The following is a 20,032-nucleotide window of genomic DNA, read 5'->3' on the forward strand; positions in this document are numbered from 1 at the left end:
TGTCTAGTTTAAAAGAGCTTTAAAGAATCTTTTCAGGTAAAATTCCGCATTGGCTTTCCCAGTCTTAATTCTATTCAACTCATCTTCAAATTGTAACTTCTTTGCGAGTTGCACTTGGTATAGGTCAGGGTGAACTACATAAGAAAGTAGTGGTTTGGGTTGATCTAAGCCATCCTTTGAAAAAAGAAATATATTTTGCTTATACCAAACATCCACTTCAGGATGATCCCAAAACTCTGGTCTTATTGGATCATAAACCTCATAGCCCTGATTTCTGAATTTATCAATCCAATACTCAGGCCTTTGTTCATTCAGGTGATTTTGTCCTCCTTGGCCTGGAATAGCCGCAGAGAATAGTATGGTATCCGAGTGATGGCTCAGTGATTCGATTAAGATATCAGCAGAAGAATCTTTAAGGTGTTCTGCAACTTCCAGGCAGAGACAGAGATCAAATTTTCTTTCTAGGTTTAAAGGTTGATTAAGGTCATGCGAGTGAAATTCATCTTGTGATAAGTACTTTCCGAGAAGTTTCAGATCGACATAATCTCCATCCACACCTTTGATATCCTTTACTCCTAATTCCTTGGCTATTGAAAGCCAAGTACCAATACCACAGCCGATATCAATTATGGATTTAGGATTAAGTAGTTCAATTAAAAAAGGTAGAATCTGTTCTGCAGATTTTGTGTTATGAGTTGATTCTACGTGGACGTAATTCATTTAATCCTGTTTCTTAATGTAAGCGATTCCAGACTCAGAATTAACTCTTGACATTGAACCGATTTCATTTAAATAACGATGAACTGCCCGACTACAACCATCCCATGTGTAATAATCATCGATAATGATTATTCCCCCTCTCGCTACTTTTGGATAAAGTTCACGAAGGCAGCATAGGGTGGAATCATACCAATCGGCATCAAGTCTTAGAATGCTTATTTCTTCTAAATGTGCAGTTTGAATAAGTGTTTCTTCAAACCATCCTTTTGATGACTCAAATTCACAACCTGACTTTTGCATTGCTTCGATTGCAAATTTTTCATCGGCCATACAATTGTCAAAATAATAAGACCCTTCAACATCCTTTTGCCAATTTAAAGCGTCTTGACCATCGATTTCTCGTGCATCCGGCAACCCTTCATAACTATCGAACAAGTAGGCTTTCTTGGTTGCAATTAACTCTGTCATACCCGCGATCATCCCACCCTTCCATACCCCACATTCTACAATACTTCCTGGTACGTTTCGGTAGTGGTAGGCAAGGTTAAGGTTTGCAAAATAAAGACCTTGAGGAATCATTGTGTATTCCGAATACTTTTCAAAAAGTCTGGAAAACTCCTTCTTGAGTTTTACCTTTTGAAGCTTTTTGTAAACTTCTATTTTAAGAGACTTCATTTAAGTTTTTAAATACGGTAGAGGGGGGACAGAAATATCCATTATGGATAGGCGAATGTGGTGTGGTTCTATCTTTGATTGGAGATTCTAAGATTTCGAAAGAGAGAATATTTTTTTGCCAGTCTAAAGTGTCGGAATAATCTGTTCCAGCCCAAATTGAAACATTGTAAATTCCAGGTACTAAAGGTGGCAACGTCAATTGAATTTTAACCGATGTCTCATCTCTGGAAAATTTAATGGATGGTTTGGGCTCTGGTATGGACTGAAAAATATTCACCCCATCCCAAGAAGAAACATCAATTGCCAGAAAAGCGTCTTTATGCTTAAGAAACGAGCGAAATCGAACATTTATATTTAAAGTGAGGCAAGGCTGTTTACCCTTCAAAACCACAGCAGCACTCAAAAAGTGGAAAACTTTTTCAGGATCAAAATTAGGCGCTATCCATTGGCTTTTCAAATATGAATTAACATTTCGATTCAAGTAAGTTGATACAATTTCATTTGTTTCTCCATTTGCAATTACTTTTCCTTGCTCCAAAAATAAAGTTCGAGAACACAAATTCTGAACGGCAGCCATATTATGACTCACAAACAACACCGTCCTTCCTTGATTTTTGCTTACATCCTCCATTTTACCCAAGCACTTTTTTTGGAACTCATAATCCCCTACCGCAAGTACCTCGTCAATAATTAAAATTTCAGGATCTAAATGGGACGCCACCGAGAAACCCAAACGCACTTTCATTCCAGAAGAATAGAACTTTACCGGTGTATCAATAAATTTTTCTACTCCTGAGAAATCGATGATTTCATCCAGTTTGGAATCAATTTCTCTTCGAGTCATACCTAAGATAGTCCCATTCATATAGATGTTCTCCCTACCCGATAATTCAGGATGAAATCCTGTCCCAACTTCTAACAGTGATGCCACGCGTCCGTAAATTTCGATTTTTCCCGAAGTAGGATCCGTTATCTGAGAAAGAATTTTAAGCAGTGTGGATTTTCCCGCTCCGTTTTTTCCAATGATTCCTAAAACCTCTCCTTCTTTGACTTCGAAAGAAACCTCTTTCAATGCCCAGAATACAGATTCATCTTCTGATTGAAAGCGGTTAAGGTCACGAAGCCTCTTAAGGTTATCGAAGGGCGATCTAATTATTTGAGAAATCTGACCTACAAGAGTTTCCGATTGCTTTTCTCTCAAACCAAGTCGGTAGCGCTTGGAAAGGTTCCAAACCTGAATTACCCTCATTAAATCGTTTGTTTAGAAATGTATTTCTTCAATTTCAAATAGATCGTATATTTCATTCTTTTAAAAAATTTGAAGGAAATAAGTTTTCCATTTTCACCGTTAATACCACTGTAAAACGGATAAACGGGCCAGTAAGAAATCTTACCACCTGAATATTGAAATAAGTGTATTGATCTAGCATATGATTTTTCAAAAAATTCACCATTTTCCTCGTCAAGATATTTTTCCAAAGTCGGAACAAAAAATTTTTGGAAAAATGAACGTTCAAATATTACTATACGACTATCCGCCCAATTCATATTTCTTGACAAATTACAGAAATGATGATTTATACTAAAATCAACTTTTGATATGAAATCAGCGAAATTAGTAACAATATATCTGCCAGAAATCTTTATAAAATAGTCACATAAACATAAAAATTCAGAATTGTCAAAAGCGTACTTCAAAATCTCTAATTCACCATGTCCTTTACCTCTAAAGCTCTCTAAACTATCAAAAGCTAAATATTGAGAATTTGGAATTTGGGAAATTTGACTTTGAATTTGCTCGCTTACATAATCAGAATTATCTATATAAATGATTGGAAAACCAAAGGTTTTGTAAAATCGAACAGCTTTTAAATAATCGTTTTCCCTATTCACTATTCCTTTTCTTCCAACAAATTCATAATCTCTAGGATTTATTGTAGAGGTAAGTAACAAACAAATTTTAGTCATTTGGAAAAACTCTTCTTCTTTCAATTCTAAATATTCCTTTTATTATTGCCTTTACCAAATTAAAAATATCTAGATAATTAAATAAGGAAAGCAAATTATTGAATTGAATGGATTGAAATATCACCTTATTAATAGGGTATATTTTATCTTCATTAAATCTCATTTTAAGAAATAATCTAACCAAAATACTGGACGTGTTATTCGCAGTAATGAGTAAAGATTTTTTAAATTTCTTCCTCATTGAATCGTAAGATTTACCTGAAAAAGAACCTACACCAAAGCGGTAAACTGCACCTTGAAAATCAAGTCTCTTAAACTCCCCAAATTGAGAAATATATAGATAAAGAAAAAAATCACCTACCTCAAGATCTAAGAAATAAGATGGAAACGGTTTGTAGTTATTTCGAAAAAAAAATGTTGCCGTATGTATGAAATTACCATAAATTAGAACATCATAAAAATTTGCTTTTGAAGCACGAAAATTTGTTTCTGCAATAAAATCATCTTTTATTCCTTGATTTTTTGTGTAAATCATTGCTGGATGATATGTAGCGACATAAGATTGATGAGATTCCAAAAAGTTGGCCTGAGTTTGCAATTTGTTCATATCAACCCAATAATCATCTCCTTCACATAAGGCTATGTATTTGCCTTTGCAGTTTTCAAGTGCCCAAACAAAATTACCCATCATCCCAATGTTGCTCTCTTGTCTGGTATATTTAATCCAACTACCTCTCGGATCAGTTTTAATATATGACTGAACTATTTCACCTGTCCGATCTGTGGAGCAATCATCAGCAATAAGCAGCTCAACTGCAAAATCCACCTCCTGCATCAACACACCCTCAATAGCCTCGGAAATATATTTTTCATGATTGTAGGTAATCATACAAACTGAAACCAGTGGGACCTCAGACAAATCTAGAACCTTTTTTTAAAAACATTATTTCAACGAGCCAAAGGAGGCCATTGGAAAAAGGACGATTTAAGTCAGTAAAATCAAAAACTTCATAACCCTTATCATCCATAAAATTCATCACTTGGATGAGTGAATTGGGGAAACTCTTCTGATGAACAGCAGACTCGACCAAAATACATTCGGTAATTCCGAAAATAGTTGTTCCACCTTCTAAAACATCTAAATCTAACCCTTCTGCATCAATTTTAACCACATCAGGAACAGGCAAATTTTCATCTTTTAAAAAGGTATTCAATGTTTTCATCTGGACTTTTATTCTCTCTATAAATTCGTAGCCGACGATATTGGTTTTGCTCGGTCTAAAAGAACTACTGTCGTCACTTTGATTGATCGCAAACTCAACTAGGCTATTTTGTTTGCCAAGACCAATTGGATAAAACTCGATCTTGGAATTTAACCTTAAGTCCTCAATCGAATTTTCTAGATGCTTTTGAGGTTCAACCAGATGGTATGTAGCATTCGGAAATACCTTCAGCATTTCTCTTGTCCATGTCCCGTGATTTGCTCCAACATCAAGAATCAAAGAAGGCATGAACCCCTTGTGTTTCAAATAGATGAATGCCCTCCTTGTCAAGAGGGATTTATTATCCTTAACTAGATTTTTTTGGCAAAATCCAACTTTAGATGCGTAAGGGGAGATCAATTTTATTAGAGAGTTTAGAATTTTTTTCCTTGTGCTCATTTTCTATGATATTATTCTCGCTGGTACACCTATCACAGTTTCCCCATCCGGGACATCTTGTGTCACTACCGAGCCAGCCCCTACAGTCACCCTGTTTCCTATTTCCACTTTTGGTAGAATGGTTGCATTTGCTCCAATCGAGCAGAACTTTCCAACCAGTACTTTTCCAAGTAGTACGGCCCCTGGATTGACTTCGGTGAATGCTCCAATTTTTACTTCATGATGGATTTGGGCTCCCGTATTGATGAGGCATCCATTCCCTATTTCAGTATTCGCTCCAATAAAGCAGAGATTGAAGATATCTGCCTCCTCAGCTCCTGTGGAGAAATTACTAAAGGCCACTCCTTTCCCCTGTACTGATATTAATCTTCCTCCTAATTCTGTAAAACGCTCATAAAACTGATGACGTACTTGAGGATTTCCTGTTCCTAGAATAAAAAAGGGATCTTTTTCGAAGTGTGCTTTTACCTCTTCTTGAGTGTGGATAATCGGAAAGCGATCTTGAAAAATATCCTCTGGATTGATCTCATCGAAGAAAACCAGATTTTTGGTTTTCCCTTCTGAAATCAAAATATCAAGAAGTTCGAAAGCATGTCCTCCTGCGCCAGCTACTAGCATTTTAGATTAGTTTTCATAAAGCAATTTATTGGCATAATCATAAACCAGATAATCTAATTTATTCTTTTCCTTAAACGTGTTTATGGTTTGTTCATCAAGCTTTTCCTTTTGAGAAAAAGAATCGGTGCGGTTCACAAATGGAATCTCATCAGGAATAGGTCTATTTAGTTTTTCACCAAGTTTATTTATAGAAGTTTGAAAATCCTCTGTCAGTCCAATAAAAAAATAGGAATCTAAAACTTGCTTGTAATTCTTCTCATCGCATTCCATTGTTCTTGCCATGAAGTTGCTCTCTAGTAAGACAAAATGATCTATAGACAAGTCATTAACCCATTTATGGCCTTTTTTCTTGGCGTATTTATACAAGGACACCCTCCGAGCTAAGGGATCTCTTAAAAAAGTAATTAATCTCAAATTCTTATACCCATATTTATTCAAATATCGATTCGAAAGACTATGGTTATGGTAGTGCCCAGCCACGACCTGGAAAGGTTTTACTTCATCCAAGCGAAGAGCTGATGCATCATAAATTTCCTGCGCTTCAATGAGCCTTAGGGGATCAGGATATTGCAGGTCATGAGGAGGGTAATCTCGGAGAAAATGAAACCATTTTCTTAAAACTACATTCAAACTGGATCCCCCACATTTAGGAATGTGATTAAAAATAAATATTGGATTCTCTCCTATTTCTTTTGGATAGGGCCTAATCAAAAGATTTACCTGGGCCTTTCGATAAAGGATTTTGTCTTTAATTGCTTGAAATTCGTCTGTTCTTCTAATTTTTCCGAAGAGCTTCTTTTCCATTCTAAATCACCCTCCCCGGCACTCCCACCACCGTTTTTCCATTTTTCACATCACGGATGACCACTGCCCCCGCTCCTACGTTTACGCCATTCCCGAGCTTAACTCCTGGAAGTATCGTGGCATGTGCTCCTATCGAGCAGCCCTCTCCGATCTGCACAGCCCCAAGAAGAAATGCTCCAGGATTGATTACAGAAAAGGCTCCCACCCTGCATTCATGATGAACCTGGACTCCGGTATTGACCAGTGTACCTTTTCCTATGCTGACTTCCGGACCGATAAAGCAGTGATGAAAGATATCTACTCCCTCCACTTCTGCAGAGGAGCTGATTCTGGACGAGATACTTTGAATGGCTTTATAACGTTTGCCCTGATTAGAAAACACCTCGTAAAGGGCTTTTCGGGATTTTGGAGTTCCTACGCCCAGACAAAAATTAGAGGAAGTAAGGGTATTTAGCTCGTGATGTACGGAGTACTTCTTCTTGAAAAGGGTTTTGGAGGTGTCCTGATCATACATCTCAAGGCTGTCTCCCAGTCCCAGTTCGAGGATAAGATCGTAAAGTTCTAAAGCATGTCCCCCTGCGCCGGCGAGAATCATGATTTCGAGTGGTTTTGAACCCGAAGTAGCAGTCTGGCAATCATTCTTTGCTCTTCAGCAGACAGGGTATGATATAAAGGAAGACAGAGTATTCTGCTGGAAAGATTATCCGATAGCGGAGTATGACCACCTGTGTAGCTTAAGTGATTTAAGCTGGGATAGAAATACCTTCTGCACCCCACTTCATACTCCCCTAGCAGCTTGACGGATTCCAATAGTCGCTCCTCTGTTTGGAATACCATAGGGAAATACGAGTAATTATAACTCTCTGAGTTGGGCTGCGTGGGAAATTCCACATTCAGTTGGGAAAGAAGTTTTAGGTAGAAAAGAGTTAGTTCTTTGCGTTTTTGGATGATCTCATCGAGATACCTCAGATTTACCAGGCCCATGGCTGCGTGGAACTCTGAGTTTTTACCATTGATACCTACGCCCTGAAACTTTTCGGGGCCATCATGGCCAAAATTTCGGGAATAAGCCATTTTCTTCAGTATTTCGGGATCTTTACAGATCACCGCTCCACCTTCTATGGTATGAAAGATCTTCGTGGCGTGAAAACTACAGGTACTGATATCTCCATACTGGAAAATGGATTTCCCTCCCACTTTGACCCCAAAAGCATGCGCCGCATCATAGATTACTTTAAGGTTGTGCCGGGTGGCTATTTCCTCGATCAAAGCTACATCACAGGGAATTCCATATACATGGGTGGCCAGAATGGCTGAGGTCTGATCGGTAATGGCCACCTCAATCTTAGAGGCATCTATGCAGAGCGTTTTTGGATCTATATCCACATAGACAGGCTTACATCCCTCCCATACGATGCTACTCGTGGTGGCCACATAAGAAAAAGGAGTCGTGATTATTTCTCCGGAAAGGTCCAGCGCTTTAATGGCTATCTGAAGTGCCACGGTTCCATTAGCCACAAAGAGTAGATGGTCAAGGTTCAGGTACTCTTTCAGCTGAAGTTCAAGCTCATTGACCAGGGGGCCATTATTGGTGAGCCAGTTACGCTCCCAGATACCATTCAGATATTCTTGGTACTCTACTTTGGGCGGTAAAAATGGTTTAGTGACCGGGATCAAGGGGGATTAGGTGTTTGGTTTTAAGTTTTTGGATTTAGGTCCTAGGTTCGTCATTCCGATTTTTGAAGCCAGGCGAAAAAATACCGAAATCTTTGGGTAATTTTATGACTTCTGATTGTTGCTGCTTGAATACAGCTTCGCTCGTTCACTCCCATTCCTGGCAGCTAGCAACTGAGTAATAAATTTACTCGGTCACCTTGAAAGTGCAAACTATTTGGGGGATATCTGTTGGCGGTTTTCAGTTGTCTGTTATCTGTTGGCGGTTGTAGGTTGTAGGTTGTATGCTATGTGTTGTTGGTTCGATGTTCGGGGTTTGGGGATGTAGGTTAAGGGTTAAGGGTTAATGGTTGTTGGTTATAGGTTGTAGGTGGTTGGTTCGATGTTCGATGTTCGAAGTTCGAAGATCGTTGTCCAAAGTTAATTCAGGTCGCGATTTACTAATTTACTTTTCAACTAATCTCAGTCTCTTTATCTCTCAGTCTCTTGGTTCCAACGTCTCTAATTCCTAATCACTAATCCCTTTTTCCTAATCCCTAAATCCTAATCAACCAATTAACTATTCAACCAATCACCTTCTCCAAGTCTCTCCGTCTCCCATTCTCTAAGTCCCTCAGTATCAAATTCCTAATCACTAATCCCTTTTTCCTAATCCCTAAATCCTAATCAATCAATTAACTATTCAACCAATCACCGTCTCTAAGTCTCTCAGTTTCTAACCCTCTACCCGGAATCTGGCTTTCTGACCCTCTATTGGTACGAAGGATCATTCAAATAGTAATCCCATCCTTTCTCCTTTAAGAAACTCACCATTTCAGCATAATTCTTTATCTGCTTTTCTAAAGGCTTTTTTCCAGTCCTTTTCAATGATGTAGAAACCTTTTTGGGCCCAAGACCAAAATGATCCAATAATCGATTAATGGTTTTTTGATGCATGCGTGGATCTAGAAGGTCCTCTTCATAACAAACCTCTTCATACTTGAGACCCTCTAAATTTTCTCTTTCCTTTTTGAGATAATCCATACGAAGCTGGATTTCATATTCTAATTCCTCGAGATCTATTTGGTAACTCTTTTCTATATTTTGATCATTATGTTGGTGAAATAAATTTCTCTGATTTGCTATTTGTTTGGAGATGGATTGTCTAAGAATATTCTTTCTATTAAGATATACGATCTTCCACCCTTCCTTGTAAAGCTTATGGAGAAATTCACGAGGATCTATCAATTCGAGACCTTCATCAGATAATTGATAATCCTTTACATGAAATATGAAATTTTCCTTGTAGTAATGGTTCGCAAAACCTTTAACAAAAGCCAAAGGTGAACCAAGAATTCTGCGATAAGGCCTTATGATTTCACCTTGTTCCTCAAAATATCCTGAGCTACTGATAAGACTCTCCAGAAGAGTACTCCCTGATCTACCCTGACCATAAATCACAACCTTTACGTTTTGGTTCTTTGGTGGTAAAACGGACCTTAAGTTTAGATATGCTACGTTTAACTTATGTCTCAAATTGACTTTAAGGGTAGGCTCAAAAAGGTTTGGTTTCTCTTTAGTCATATGAATTCAAATTATTTTACAAATCATTCTTTCCCCATTCCTTGTTCACTTTATCCAACTCCAAGAAAAAGGGCAACCTCAATAAGCCCCTCGAATATTTATCTGCATTTGGAAGTTCTCTCTTAAACTCCTCGGGAAATTGCTGTTTCGAAAAGTCAGATTTATGAAGACTCTGGTAATGGAAAACCGCCATGATCCCCTGCTCGCTCAGAGCTTCTGAATATGCCTTTCTCTCTTTCTCGGATTCGAAAACCAAATAGAACATATGACTATTGCCTCTGAATTCTAAAGGCTGAATTCTGAAGTTTGAATTACTATCCATGGAATTTCGGACCAACTCAAAATAGGAATGCGATTCCTTTAAATCCCTTCTACAGAAAATATCAAAATACTGATCCCAAATCCCTTTTCTCTTCTTTCCTATCTCTTCCATCTCCTCCAGTTGACTCCAGAGAATAGCGGCATTCACTTCTGATAGTTGGAAGCTGCTGCCCAAGTCCTTCCACTGGTATTTTGACACTTCACCCTGTAAGAATTTGGCTTTATCCGTACCCTTATTCCAGATCACTTCTGCCCTATCTAAAAAACGCTGATCATTAATCATCAGCATCCCTCCTTCCCCACATTGGATGTTTTTGGTCTCGTGAAAACTTATGCATCCCAAATGTGCGATTGAGCCGAGTTGCTTCCCCTTAAATTCACTTTCAATCGCCTGAGCCGCATCTTCCACTATGAAAAGGTTATATTTTGCTGCCAAAGCCATGATGAGATCCATATCACAGGGCACACCTGCATAATGGACCGCCACTATGGCTTTGGTTTTTTCATTGATTAAAGCCTCTATTTGAGATTCATCCATCCCGGGATGATCAGCCCTACTGTCCACGAATCGAATTTTGGCACCTCTGAGGACAAAAGCATTTGCCGTACTCACAAAGGTAAATGAGGGCATAATCACTTCTTCTCCAGGCTGGATTTCCAGAAGAATCGCAGCCATCTCCAGAGCATCCGTACAGGAGCTAGTCAAAAGGCACTTATCAACCTGATATCGCTCCTCAAAGAACTTTTGACACTTTTGGCCGTAATGGCCATTCCCCGAAATATGTCCCCTATCCATAGCATCCTTGATATATTCCAAGGCTTTTGGTGATTGGTAGGGTTTGTTAAAGGGAATTTTCAAGGTTGTCGGTTTTAAGTTCTAGGTTATTTGTTGATGGTTGTTGGTTCGAGGTTCAAGGTTTGAGGTTCGGAGTTCGAAGTTTTGGGTTGTAGGTTCAAGGTTCGAAGTTCGAGGTTCGAGGTTAATTCAGTTTCTGATTTACTAATTTACTATTCAACCAATCTCCGTCTCTTGGTCTCCCTGTCCCTGCCCGCCATCTGGCCCCTCACTAAAATGATACTCAATCATTTTTTCACGTTCGGTCCTCCCTGCTCTCTATTCTCCTAATCAACCAATTAACTATTCAACTAATCTTTGTCTCTCAGTCTCTTGGTCTCCAAGTCTCTAATCCCCAATTCCTAATCACTATTCCCTATCCCAAAAATGACAAACAAACCTACTCCCCACTTCTCTAAATCCATTTTTCACATAAAAATTCACAGCAACCGAATTCGCTCTCTGTGTTTTGACGGTTAATTTCTTAATCCCTTTTTGCGATAGTTGGAACTCCAGATGTTCCAAAAGCTTTCTCCCTAGACCTTGACCCCTAAATTTTTTATCGACCGCGAATAAACCGATTTGGGCATTATTTCCTGAACCGGACACGCTGATCAAGCCTTGATTTTCATTGATTAAAAAGACCTTTCCCTCTTGGTATTCTTTATGTAACCAAATGGAATATAGCTTTTCAAATTCTCCATTAGTAAGCCTTTGATCTGTTTTGAATCTGGAAAATTTCCCACTTTGAAAGGCAAGTGATAAGTGATCCTTTGTTGGGCTTTGTGCCAAAACACTAACTTCTTTTTGCTCCTCAGAACTACCCTCCAGGCTTTTTGAAAACTGAACCGTTTCTCCGGTGGGAATTATTTGCTTTGACTGAAAGTCCAAAGGGGCCCCAGAGAAAAGGTAGACTAATTGAAAGGATTTTGAAGCCTCGAGTATCTCTTTTTCCGAACTTGAAAATTCGATATCAGCTTTGCCCACCGGGTACCCAAAGAGGGCTGAATCAAAATCAAGTGGATCAATTTTAATCATGACTTTGACCTAAAAATGACCTTGTCAATCATGTATGGCCGTCTGCCAAGTTCGGTCGTGGCAAGCAGCGCTCTTTTCCATGGAGAGAAGGTTTGAGTCCCGATATATCTCCGGAAAATCAGGTTCATCGCATCTTTACGTACTTTCTTATTTTTTCGCAAGGAATGGTACAAATAGGAATACAGCACCCTCATGCTTTCATCATCCAGCTTCCTGGAACTATTGGAATCATGCACTCTTCGGATGGCTACGGCTTCCCGGTGAAGTCCCTGTTCAATATTACCCAGTGCCGCTGCTCGAATCCATAAATGGGTATCCTCTCTCAGCCGCATTCTTTCATTAAAATATCCGATTTCATCGAGAAATGATTTTCGGAAGGTAATGGCGTCAGTAGTAAATCGATCATGAGTGGTATCCAGAAAAGTCATGACCAAATCCTGAGGTTTTACTTTCTTCGGAATGGTGGTGAGTTTTTGGGTATTTAAAACCCCATTTTCTTCCTCGAAAAATCCTGTAGCCCCATAAATACCATCAAAGGCTTTGCCCTGGGAGACTAAGTCCTTTTCAGCTTTAAAGCGATTGGGAAGATACCAGTCGTCGGCATCAAGGAAAGCCACGTATTTTGCTTTTGCAGACTTGATACCAAGATTTCTACTGGATGAAACTCCTCGGTTCTCTTGATTTGGATGTTGGAGAAGTCTGACTCTTTCTTCCTTCTCGGACAAAGCTTTGCACAACTTCAAGGAATCATCTGTGGATCCATCCTCGATCAGGATCACCTCCAAAACCTCAGGTAAATCCAGAGCTGACTGAACAGATTTCTCTAAATATTTTTCAGAGTTAAATACCGGAATGATGACAGATACCTGGAAACTCAAAACTTGATTTTATTGGTATTTTCTTCCTTGGCCTTATACTTGGAAACTTCTTTCTCCACTACATAAATGGGCCTGGCCTTGGCACTCTCGAAGGTTTTACCCACATAAAGCCCTACCATCCCCAGGGTGATCAAAACCACTCCAGTTAAAACCCAAATAGATATAATTAAGCTGGCATATCCTGCCACCACGATGTCTCCCTGCAAATATTTGATTAGGGTGTATAGGGCAAATAAAAATCCAATGGCTGCTATGATAATTCCTGCTTTGATGGTTAGCCTGAGCGGTTTATCACTATAAGCCAAAATGATATCCAGACCTAGCCTTGCCAGTTTACCAAATGAATATGCGGATTTCCGTTCCTCGTTGGCTCCGTGTTGCACAGGAATGGAAGTTTGCTTAAATCCAACCCATTTCACCATGCTCGGGAAAAAGCGGATGGACTCTCGCATTCCTATGATGGCATGAATCACTTTCCTATGATAAATTCCAAAATTCGCAATGGTTTCATCTTGTTCCAGGCCCGTTAGCCAAGACAGGGCTCTGTAAAAAACTTTTGAGCTCAGCTTTTTAAGAAGTCCATCCTTTCTGGAAATTCTTCTCCCCTGCACCACATCAAAGCCTTCTTGAGCTTTGCGGAAGAGATTTGGAATTTCCTCAGGAAGGTCCTGAAGGTCACAATCCATCACTACAATCCATTCTCCTTCCGCCTTATCCAATCCGGCAGTGATGGCATAATGTTGCCCAAAGTTTCTACTCAGTCTAATTCCAAGGACCTCGTCATGAATAGATGCCAGTCGCTCTATTTCCAACCAGGAATTATCGGGGCAACCATCATCCACGAGTATAATCTCAAAAGAATCTGTCACAGTCAATACTGACTGCTTAATCCTCCTCAACAGCTCCTCAAGGGTGTTTTCAGCCAGGTAAACCGGGGAGACGATCGATAGTTTGACAGCGGTATGGTTTAGAGAGTTTGAGATGGGGATTTAGGTTGTTGGTTGTTGGTTATTGGTTGTTGGTTAAAAGTTATAGGTTATAGGTTAAAGGTTAAAAGTTATCTGTTGTCTGTTGTCTGTTGTTGGTTGATTGCTAAGTTTTCCAATATTTCTTAACATATTCGATAAATTTGAAGAGTTTTGCTCCTAAAGCTTCATATTCTTCCATTAATTGATCTGCCTGCCAAGATTTTATGGAGTCAAGTACTTTGAAATACGTTTTAAAACATCTTCAGTAGTTTCAAAAACCTCCTCATTCCTAAATCGAATTACAGTTATTCCGAGTTCTTTCAATTCTTCCGTTCTCCCTTTGTCATACTCTGACTGGCTCACCTCATCGTGAATACTTCCATCTAGCTCAATAACTAGTTTATTGCTGTGGCAGTAAAAATCAGCTATAAAATTTCTTATTGGATGTTGTCTACGAAACTTGAATCCCTCTAATGCTTTTTTCCTAAGCAAATTCCATAGGACCCTTTCGGCTGGGGTTAATTTCCTTCTTAACTCTCTGGCCCTTTTATGGATCAAAGGAGAGGCTCCGTAAAAAAGATTATCAGAATAAGACATTTAATTTATCCCCCCAAGCCCCCCTGTAGGGGGATTTTAGATTGTAATTAAAATATAAAAAAGTACTAGCATTTTTTTTTGATAGCGTACCTCCCCTCCTTGAGGAGGGGTCGGGGGTGGCTATGCAACATCCGCAAAGATTCTCTCCATCCTTCGGAAGTAAAACATTCCAAAAACGAAGACCACCACTGCAACAATACTTCCGGGCCAGATCCACTCCCAAGGCATTGGACGAGCCAAAAAGGCAGCTCTGAACCCTTCGATTACGCCCACCATTGGGTTTAAGACATATAAGCTTTGGTATTGCTCAGGGACAGCAGAGGTACTATAAACGACTGGCGCAGCGTACAATAACAACTGAACCAGAAAGGTCAACGCATGCTTGACATCTCGGTATTTCACTGCCAAAGCAGAGAGAAACATTCCTATCCCAAGACTGCACATCAATAACTGAATGAGTAGAATGGGTAGAAAAAGAATTCCCCAACCCGGAACTTGGCCAAAATAAATGAGCATTCCGAGTAGAACCACGAAGGCAATCGTAAAATCCAAAAGCTTAGAAAGGATAGCAGATAGAGGGAGTACCATCCTGGGGAAATAGACTTTTGTGATCATGTTGGCATTTTGGACCAAAGAATTCGCAGATTCAGTGAGCGTTCCTGAAAAGTAATTCCAAGGCCACAGGGCCAGATAGGAAAATAAAATGTAAGGCATCCCATCAGAATCCACCTTGGCCAGGTTTCCAAATACAATGGTGAAAACAAGAGTGGTGAAAAGTGGAACAATGATGGCCCAGGAGACTCCTAGAATAGACTGAGCATATCTGGCTTTGATTCCTCTAAGGGTCAAGAAATACAAAAGATCTTTATATCTCCATAGCTCCTTAAAATCGACCATTTTCCAACCTGAGCTGGGTTCGATTACTTTGTAATGATTGTCGCTTTTATTCAATTGATTGGTTGGAAATTATTGCTCTTTTCGAATTCTTTATAGAGCTCAAAATAGTTTTTGTCCAAATTTTCTTTTTTCCAAAATTGTCCCAAAACATAATCTGTATTGATATCGGAAAATTGCCAGCAGCCCCCGCCCGTATAATGGGTTATTTCTCCAAAAAAGATTTTGCCTTCTATTTCATAAAGATCAATTCGGCAGTAGTCAAAGTCTGAGGCAAGCTTAGCGGCCAATTCTTTCATTTCAGAAATATTCGTAGGAATGCGAGCCTCATCTGCCCCCTTAACATCATGCACTTGAGCCCCTTTTATTTCCTTAAAATTTTCATCGCAGAAGAACCATCTCATGTCTTCGTACCGGTCCTCTACAAAAAGGATCATTTTTAATCTGCCATGCCAAAAATAAAACTTAATGTCTTGAGGAATTTTACCATTAGGCGTCCTCAAGACTTTTTCAAAAAGAACCCTTGGCTTAATCTGTCCATAGGCCCATTCGTGATCTTTTTGCCTGTAGGTAGAATCCAGCCAGCTCTTCGCTAGCTTTTGGATTTCAGAAGGCTTATCATTGCTGGTTACAAGTTTATTTGCACCAGAAAAGTGATTTGCCTTCATGAAATACTCTTCAGGCAATTTAGAAAAAGGTATCTTTTCCACTGAATCACTGATATGGTAAACTGGGATAAGAACTTGATCACTTAACTCTTTGCCTAGCTTTCTTTTCACATAATTCCTTACCCTGACCTTATCAGCTGTCTCTACTAATAAAGGATTCCTATCCTTAATCATCTTGTGAACAATCCATTCATTATGAGCTAAAGGATTCTCCAAATCCAAAGGATAGCCATGAAATGTCATAAAAACTTTATGGGCTCTGGGATAGCCCAAAAGCTTCTGACTTGCATGAAAGCAAGAATAGTAAAGCCTTCTAAGTTTTGATTTGATCGACATAACTTTTTAAAGACTTGCCATTTATGTATAAAAAAACCTATCTCTTCTTCGATGGTCGGTTATAAAAAGTGACTTCTTTAAATGAGAAAGACCCTCAAATCAAGCGACTGAAATCTCTTGTTTCTTGTAAAGATCAAAAAAGCTCTTATGCTTATTTTTTGACTTCCAAAGCTCTCCGAAGGTTTGATCAGTTTTTAAGTCATCGAAGTAATCAAGACCAGCACCCGTGTAATGCGTAATCTCTCCAAAATAGGTTTTACCATCCACCTGATACAGATCTATTCTGCAATAGGTAAACGGCTTCGCTAACTTTTCAGAAAGCTCTTTCATCCACCCAAAATTGACTATTCCAGGTAAACTCTTGGGCTTTTTCTTTTTTAGCATTTGAGCGCCAGGAATTTCATTCAAATGCTCGTCGGTAAAGAGTCTTTTAGGATTTCCTGTAAACCTATCTGATAGAAACAAGATCAACCGAACCTTGCCATGGAAACAGTAGAATTTGATGTCATTGGCAAGTTGTCCATTAGAATCCCGAATCACCTTTTCACAAATAATTCTCCGCGGAATATCTCGATAAGCCCATTCGAATTGGAATTGCCCATAGGAAGTACTGAGCCATTGCCGACAGAGCTTAATTAACTCATTTCTATCATCCCCAGGCTTAACCAGTCGATTTGCGCCACTCGAGTGATTGGCTTTCATAAAGAATTCATCCTTTATCCTGTCAAATGGAATATCCTTCCCATTTTTGCTGATATGATAAACAGGTATTAGGATTTGTTCGGCCACTTCGTGACCTAATTTATCTCCCACGTAATCTCTGACCCTAACTTTATCAGCCGTCAAAACCATCAAAGGGTCCCGATTAGTGACCATTTTATGTACTATCCTCTGATTGTGGGTGATTGGGTTTCTTAAATCAAGGGCATACCCATTTCTTGAGTAAAAGAGCTTTTTAAGTGACGGGTAGCCATTGATTCTTTGATTTAATTGATAAAGTCTATCTCTAATTTTTCTAACTCCGGAAGCGAATCTGCTTGTTCCTAGATTCATATTAAAAATCTCTTTTTACAATCCAGATAATCATTAAGCTGAGAAGAAAAAGAAAGCCTCATCGGAAAATTCCTTTTAAATATTCAGATAAAAACCAATAGGCTTTACTCCCCTTTTTGTGAATCAGACTGAACCTTAGATATCTAAGTAGGAACTCTTGCCTGACTTTGGCCGGTGCCAAAGCAATTTGAGGATTTGTAGAATAGCTCAAAGCGGTCTGAATCGCATGGATTTCTGCCTCAACCAATTTATCTCTTTGGTCCATTCGAGCTGTGATACTGTCATTATTTATCTGGTAGATATAACCTTCATCATGAATGATTCCCCATTCGGGATATTTTAAAACAGCCCTAAAAAATAACTCCCATTCCTGATGCTTTCTCAGACTTGGATTAAAAAGCCCAACTTCTTCAAATACCTTTCTTCTGAACATGGGTCCTCCGGGTAAAAAAAGTAATTTAAAATTCAGGTAATCCGGAATAGGGTTCTCCGACTCCATGGAATGCTCGAAATTTTTCTCGCCCTGATAATCTTCCTCAAAATGAATCTGAACCTTTGATACCACAAAGGCGAATTCAGGATTTTCTTTCAAAAATTCGACTTTATCTTCCAAAAAATTAGGCAACATAATATCATCAGAATCAAACCATTGAATTAATTCTCCTGAAGATTTTTCGAAAGCAAAGTTTCTACAAATATTACCACCTTTTGGAAGATGATCAGGTCGTTTAAAAAGCTTTATTCTACTCTCCCTTTCGGACAATTCCTCTAGGTATTCAAAGGATCCGTCATCACTATGATCGTCAACCACGATACACTCCCAATCCTGAAAGGTCTGAGCTAAAAGGCTTTGGAAAGTATCCTCTATAAATCCAAGTTTGTTGTAATTAGGTATGAGAATGGAAACCAAAGGCATGACTTATTTCAAATATTCAGGATGGAAAAAAATACTGGTTTCGTTAAAGGCCCAATCGTAGATAGTCACTCCCGAATAAACCTCTTTGCTCCAACCTCCAAGCACTTCTTCAATCGCTTCCTGATAGGAATCCCGATCAGAATTGTCAAAAACAAGGATTCCACCTTTTTTAAGTTTTGAGATGCTATTCCGTAAGCACTGTGGTCTGGCACGTCCATCAATTAGAATAATATCAAAGAATTCCTTATCGAAATGATCAGCCCCATGTGCATAGGCTTTCCAGGTCAGTCCTTCTGAAAAAAGGCCATGTTCACTCGAGTAATTTGAATCTATTGTTGGGTCATTTACCTCCGGTTTAATCAGGTTCAAATGAACTTTATCGTCTGCCTCCAATTCGCCTTTGACATTATTAAACCATTGTTCGTCATGCTCAAAAGAGTATACTTCAGCCCCTAGGTTCCTGAAAAACAAAGTACTTCCTCCCATACCAAACTCCAAAACCCTCATGTCTGGTTTGACGAGTCCCTTAAGCCGCTCATATGCATAATGAGTAATCCAGGGTAATTTCTCTTCGTAGTGGGATTTTATTTGCCTGTTGTATTGAAAGTAAATTTGGAAAGCCCCCAATGCCTGGGAAATGGGCCTGCCTGCAAAAATATATTTCCGCAGTTCATCACTATACCTTAATACAATTTTATACCAAGGTTTTATATATATGGAAGATGGTCTACTCAAATTTTTATGCTTTATTTACCATAAACTAAAATACCCGAAACCTCGTCAGAATCCTTCTCAAGGATGGTGACACTCACTTTTCTATTGATTTTTTCATAAGTCTTTTCAATTAGGAAGTCTAGATATTCCCGGTCGAGGTCCTTACCAATCAAGGTCATCTGAATGACGCCTGAATCAATCCCATTGGCATAATCACCCGTGATGATGGCTTTCTCTACATTTCCCATTCTTTTCACTACTTTTTCAAGCAAATCATCTAAGCCCAGAAATTTAGCCACCATACCTTTGATCTCACCAAAAAATGGATGCGCTTCATTGGCCTTATAAACTTTGGTTTTACCTGCATCATTTGAAACTAGCAAACCAGCTTCAGCAAGTCGGTTTAGCTCCACCCGGACAGAGTTTGTGGATTCATCAAATTCTTTGGCAAGTGAGCGCAAATAGCCTGAATTAGTATGCGAAAAAAACTTCAGAAGAAGTTTAATTCGAGTCTTTGAAGTAACTAATGAATCGAGCAAAATTTGTTTAAAAGTTTAAAGTGCGGAGTTTAAAGTTGAAGTATGGATCCTATTTTTTGGGATTGAGGTTTTGTCCAGATTTAATAATTATTGAATTGAGGATTAGAATAATCTATCCTATTTCCTGCTTTAAGAATTTAATCTCCTCAAAATCAAGCAAAAGCCCTTCCCTGTCCAGAAGGTTTAACCAATATTGAGTCTCCTTCGCTTCTTTGTTTGCAATGGTCAACTTTGCTATAAAATCACGTTTGGAATGAGCGACCTGAGCTTCTGCTACATTCGCGCCAATTGAAGTACCAGCTCCAACTAGCTGATCTGCAAGACGGAAATGTTTGTTTTCTCTTAAAAATAGATAGGCGGTAATAATTTTTTCCGCAAAGTGAATAGTTCTATTTTGGATGGGATTTTCCACGAACCTTACTGTTTAGGGCCTTATAAAGAATTTTGTTTCACCTAGCTTAAACGGCCACTTTCCACTTTAAACTATTCACTTTACACTGCAGAAAGCTTCGCCCTTTCGGTCCCAGTCGGGAATTAGCATTGAGTAAAAAAATTACTCAATAGCAAATATATTAGTATGTGCAAAAAAACC

General features: G+C 38.9%; 23 protein-coding genes. All 23 read right to left on the minus strand.

The genetic code is table 11. The features are described 5' to 3' along the window. Window positions 1–3: 3 nt before the first annotated feature. The 23 genes from QVH07_RS11105 to QVH07_RS11215 all read right to left on the minus strand — a co-directional run bounded on the left by QVH07_RS11105 (window position 4) and on the right by QVH07_RS11215 (window position 19,852). The gene (locus QVH07_RS11105) at window positions 4–720 is read right to left on the minus strand and encodes a class I SAM-dependent methyltransferase (RefSeq protein ID WP_290000388.1); all 717 of its coding nucleotides are present in this window, start codon (window positions 718–720) and stop codon (window positions 4–6) included. Further along, window positions 721–1,395, minus strand: a complete 675-nt coding sequence (locus tag QVH07_RS11110) for a TylF/MycF/NovP-related O-methyltransferase (RefSeq protein ID WP_290000389.1) — start codon at window positions 1,393–1,395, stop codon at window positions 721–723. Next, window positions 1,382–2,644, minus strand: coding sequence for an ABC transporter ATP-binding protein (locus tag QVH07_RS11115; protein ID WP_290000392.1), 1,263 nt, complete (start codon window positions 2,642–2,644; stop codon window positions 1,382–1,384). The genes QVH07_RS11110 and QVH07_RS11115 overlap by 14 nt, the downstream gene beginning before the upstream one ends. Continuing rightward, window positions 2,644–3,387: a hypothetical protein gene (locus QVH07_RS11120; protein WP_290000393.1), complete on the minus strand. Its 744-nt coding sequence runs from the start codon at window positions 3,385–3,387 to the stop codon at window positions 2,644–2,646. Before QVH07_RS11120 ends, QVH07_RS11115 begins: the two co-directional genes overlap by 1 nt. After that, window positions 3,356–4,252: a glycosyltransferase gene (locus QVH07_RS11125; RefSeq protein ID WP_290000395.1), complete on the minus strand. Its 897-nt coding sequence runs from the start codon at window positions 4,250–4,252 to the stop codon at window positions 3,356–3,358. Before QVH07_RS11125 ends, QVH07_RS11120 begins: the two co-directional genes overlap by 32 nt. A 22-nt stretch (window positions 4,253–4,274) precedes the next feature. Then, window positions 4,275–4,874 (minus strand): FkbM family methyltransferase, encoded by a 600-nt coding sequence (locus QVH07_RS11130; RefSeq protein WP_290000398.1) that lies wholly within the window; start codon window positions 4,872–4,874, stop codon window positions 4,275–4,277. A 153-nt stretch (window positions 4,875–5,027) separates the two neighbouring features. After that, entirely contained in the window at window positions 5,028–5,642 is a 615-nt protein-coding gene (locus QVH07_RS11135; protein WP_290000399.1) for an acetyltransferase, read from the minus strand. 6 nt (window positions 5,643–5,648) lie between these two features. Further along, window positions 5,649–6,446 carry a sulfotransferase family 2 domain-containing protein gene (locus QVH07_RS11140; RefSeq protein ID WP_290000400.1) on the minus strand — a complete coding sequence of 266 codons (798 nt, stop codon included), beginning with the start codon at window positions 6,444–6,446 and terminating at the stop codon, window positions 5,649–5,651. Between the two features lies 1 nt (window position 6,447). Then, window positions 6,448–7,041 carry an acetyltransferase gene (locus QVH07_RS11145; RefSeq protein WP_290000401.1) on the minus strand — a complete coding sequence of 198 codons (594 nt, stop codon included), beginning with the start codon at window positions 7,039–7,041 and terminating at the stop codon, window positions 6,448–6,450. Further along, on the minus strand, window positions 7,038–8,123 hold the full coding sequence (locus tag QVH07_RS11150; RefSeq protein ID WP_290000403.1) for a DegT/DnrJ/EryC1/StrS family aminotransferase: 1,086 nt from the start codon (window positions 8,121–8,123) through the stop codon (window positions 7,038–7,040). Before QVH07_RS11150 ends, QVH07_RS11145 begins: the two co-directional genes overlap by 4 nt. Before the next feature lie 747 nt (window positions 8,124–8,870). Further along, on the minus strand, window positions 8,871–9,683 hold the full coding sequence (locus QVH07_RS11155) for a hypothetical protein (protein ID WP_290000404.1): 813 nt from the start codon (window positions 9,681–9,683) through the stop codon (window positions 8,871–8,873). A gap of 16 nt (window positions 9,684–9,699) precedes the next feature. Further along, window positions 9,700–10,863: a dTDP-4-amino-4,6-dideoxygalactose transaminase gene (gene rffA / locus QVH07_RS11160; protein ID WP_290000406.1), complete on the minus strand. Its 1,164-nt coding sequence runs from the start codon at window positions 10,861–10,863 to the stop codon at window positions 9,700–9,702. A 345-nt stretch (window positions 10,864–11,208) separates the two neighbouring features. Continuing rightward, a complete protein-coding gene (locus QVH07_RS11165) occupies window positions 11,209–11,877 on the minus strand; it encodes a GNAT family N-acetyltransferase (protein WP_290000407.1) in 669 nt (222 codons plus the stop codon). Beyond that, on the minus strand, window positions 11,874–12,755 hold the full coding sequence (locus QVH07_RS11170) for a glycosyltransferase family 2 protein (protein WP_290000410.1): 882 nt from the start codon (window positions 12,753–12,755) through the stop codon (window positions 11,874–11,876). Before QVH07_RS11170 ends, QVH07_RS11165 begins: the two co-directional genes overlap by 4 nt. After that, window positions 12,752–13,744, minus strand: a complete 993-nt coding sequence (locus tag QVH07_RS11175) for a glycosyltransferase family 2 protein (protein WP_353890990.1) — start codon at window positions 13,742–13,744, stop codon at window positions 12,752–12,754. The genes QVH07_RS11170 and QVH07_RS11175 overlap by 4 nt, the downstream gene beginning before the upstream one ends. Window positions 13,745–13,945: 201 nt before the next feature. Continuing rightward, on the minus strand, window positions 13,946–14,320 hold the full coding sequence (locus tag QVH07_RS11180; RefSeq protein WP_290000412.1) for an endonuclease domain-containing protein: 375 nt from the start codon (window positions 14,318–14,320) through the stop codon (window positions 13,946–13,948). A gap of 120 nt (window positions 14,321–14,440) precedes the next feature. After that, on the minus strand, window positions 14,441–15,217 hold the full coding sequence (locus QVH07_RS11185; protein WP_290000580.1) for an ABC transporter permease: 777 nt from the start codon (window positions 15,215–15,217) through the stop codon (window positions 14,441–14,443). Window positions 15,218–15,267: 50 nt separating this feature from the next. Beyond that, window positions 15,268–16,218 (minus strand): ATP-grasp fold amidoligase family protein, encoded by a 951-nt coding sequence (locus tag QVH07_RS11190; RefSeq protein ID WP_290000414.1) that lies wholly within the window; start codon window positions 16,216–16,218, stop codon window positions 15,268–15,270. 99 nt (window positions 16,219–16,317) lie between these two features. Next, window positions 16,318–17,271 (minus strand): ATP-grasp fold amidoligase family protein, encoded by a 954-nt coding sequence (locus QVH07_RS11195; protein ID WP_290000415.1) that lies wholly within the window; start codon window positions 17,269–17,271, stop codon window positions 16,318–16,320. A 58-nt stretch (window positions 17,272–17,329) separates the two neighbouring features. Continuing rightward, on the minus strand, window positions 17,330–18,187 hold the full coding sequence (locus tag QVH07_RS11200) for a glycosyltransferase family 2 protein (protein WP_290000416.1): 858 nt from the start codon (window positions 18,185–18,187) through the stop codon (window positions 17,330–17,332). A gap of 3 nt (window positions 18,188–18,190) precedes the next feature. Then, complete coding sequence (locus QVH07_RS11205) at window positions 18,191–18,922, minus strand: O-methyltransferase (protein ID WP_290000417.1); 732 nt, start codon at window positions 18,920–18,922, stop codon at window positions 18,191–18,193. An 11-nt stretch (window positions 18,923–18,933) separates the two neighbouring features. Then, on the minus strand, window positions 18,934–19,440 hold the full coding sequence (locus tag QVH07_RS11210; RefSeq protein WP_290000418.1) for a helix-turn-helix domain-containing protein: 507 nt from the start codon (window positions 19,438–19,440) through the stop codon (window positions 18,934–18,936). A gap of 112 nt (window positions 19,441–19,552) precedes the next feature. Next, entirely contained in the window at window positions 19,553–19,852 is a 300-nt protein-coding gene (locus tag QVH07_RS11215) for a four helix bundle protein (RefSeq protein WP_290000419.1), read from the minus strand. Window positions 19,853–20,032: the final 180 nt, after the last annotated feature.

The organism is Algoriphagus sediminis (genome assembly GCF_030403435.1).
Taxonomy (GTDB): Bacteria; Bacteroidota; Bacteroidia; order Cytophagales; family Cyclobacteriaceae; genus Algoriphagus; species Algoriphagus sediminis.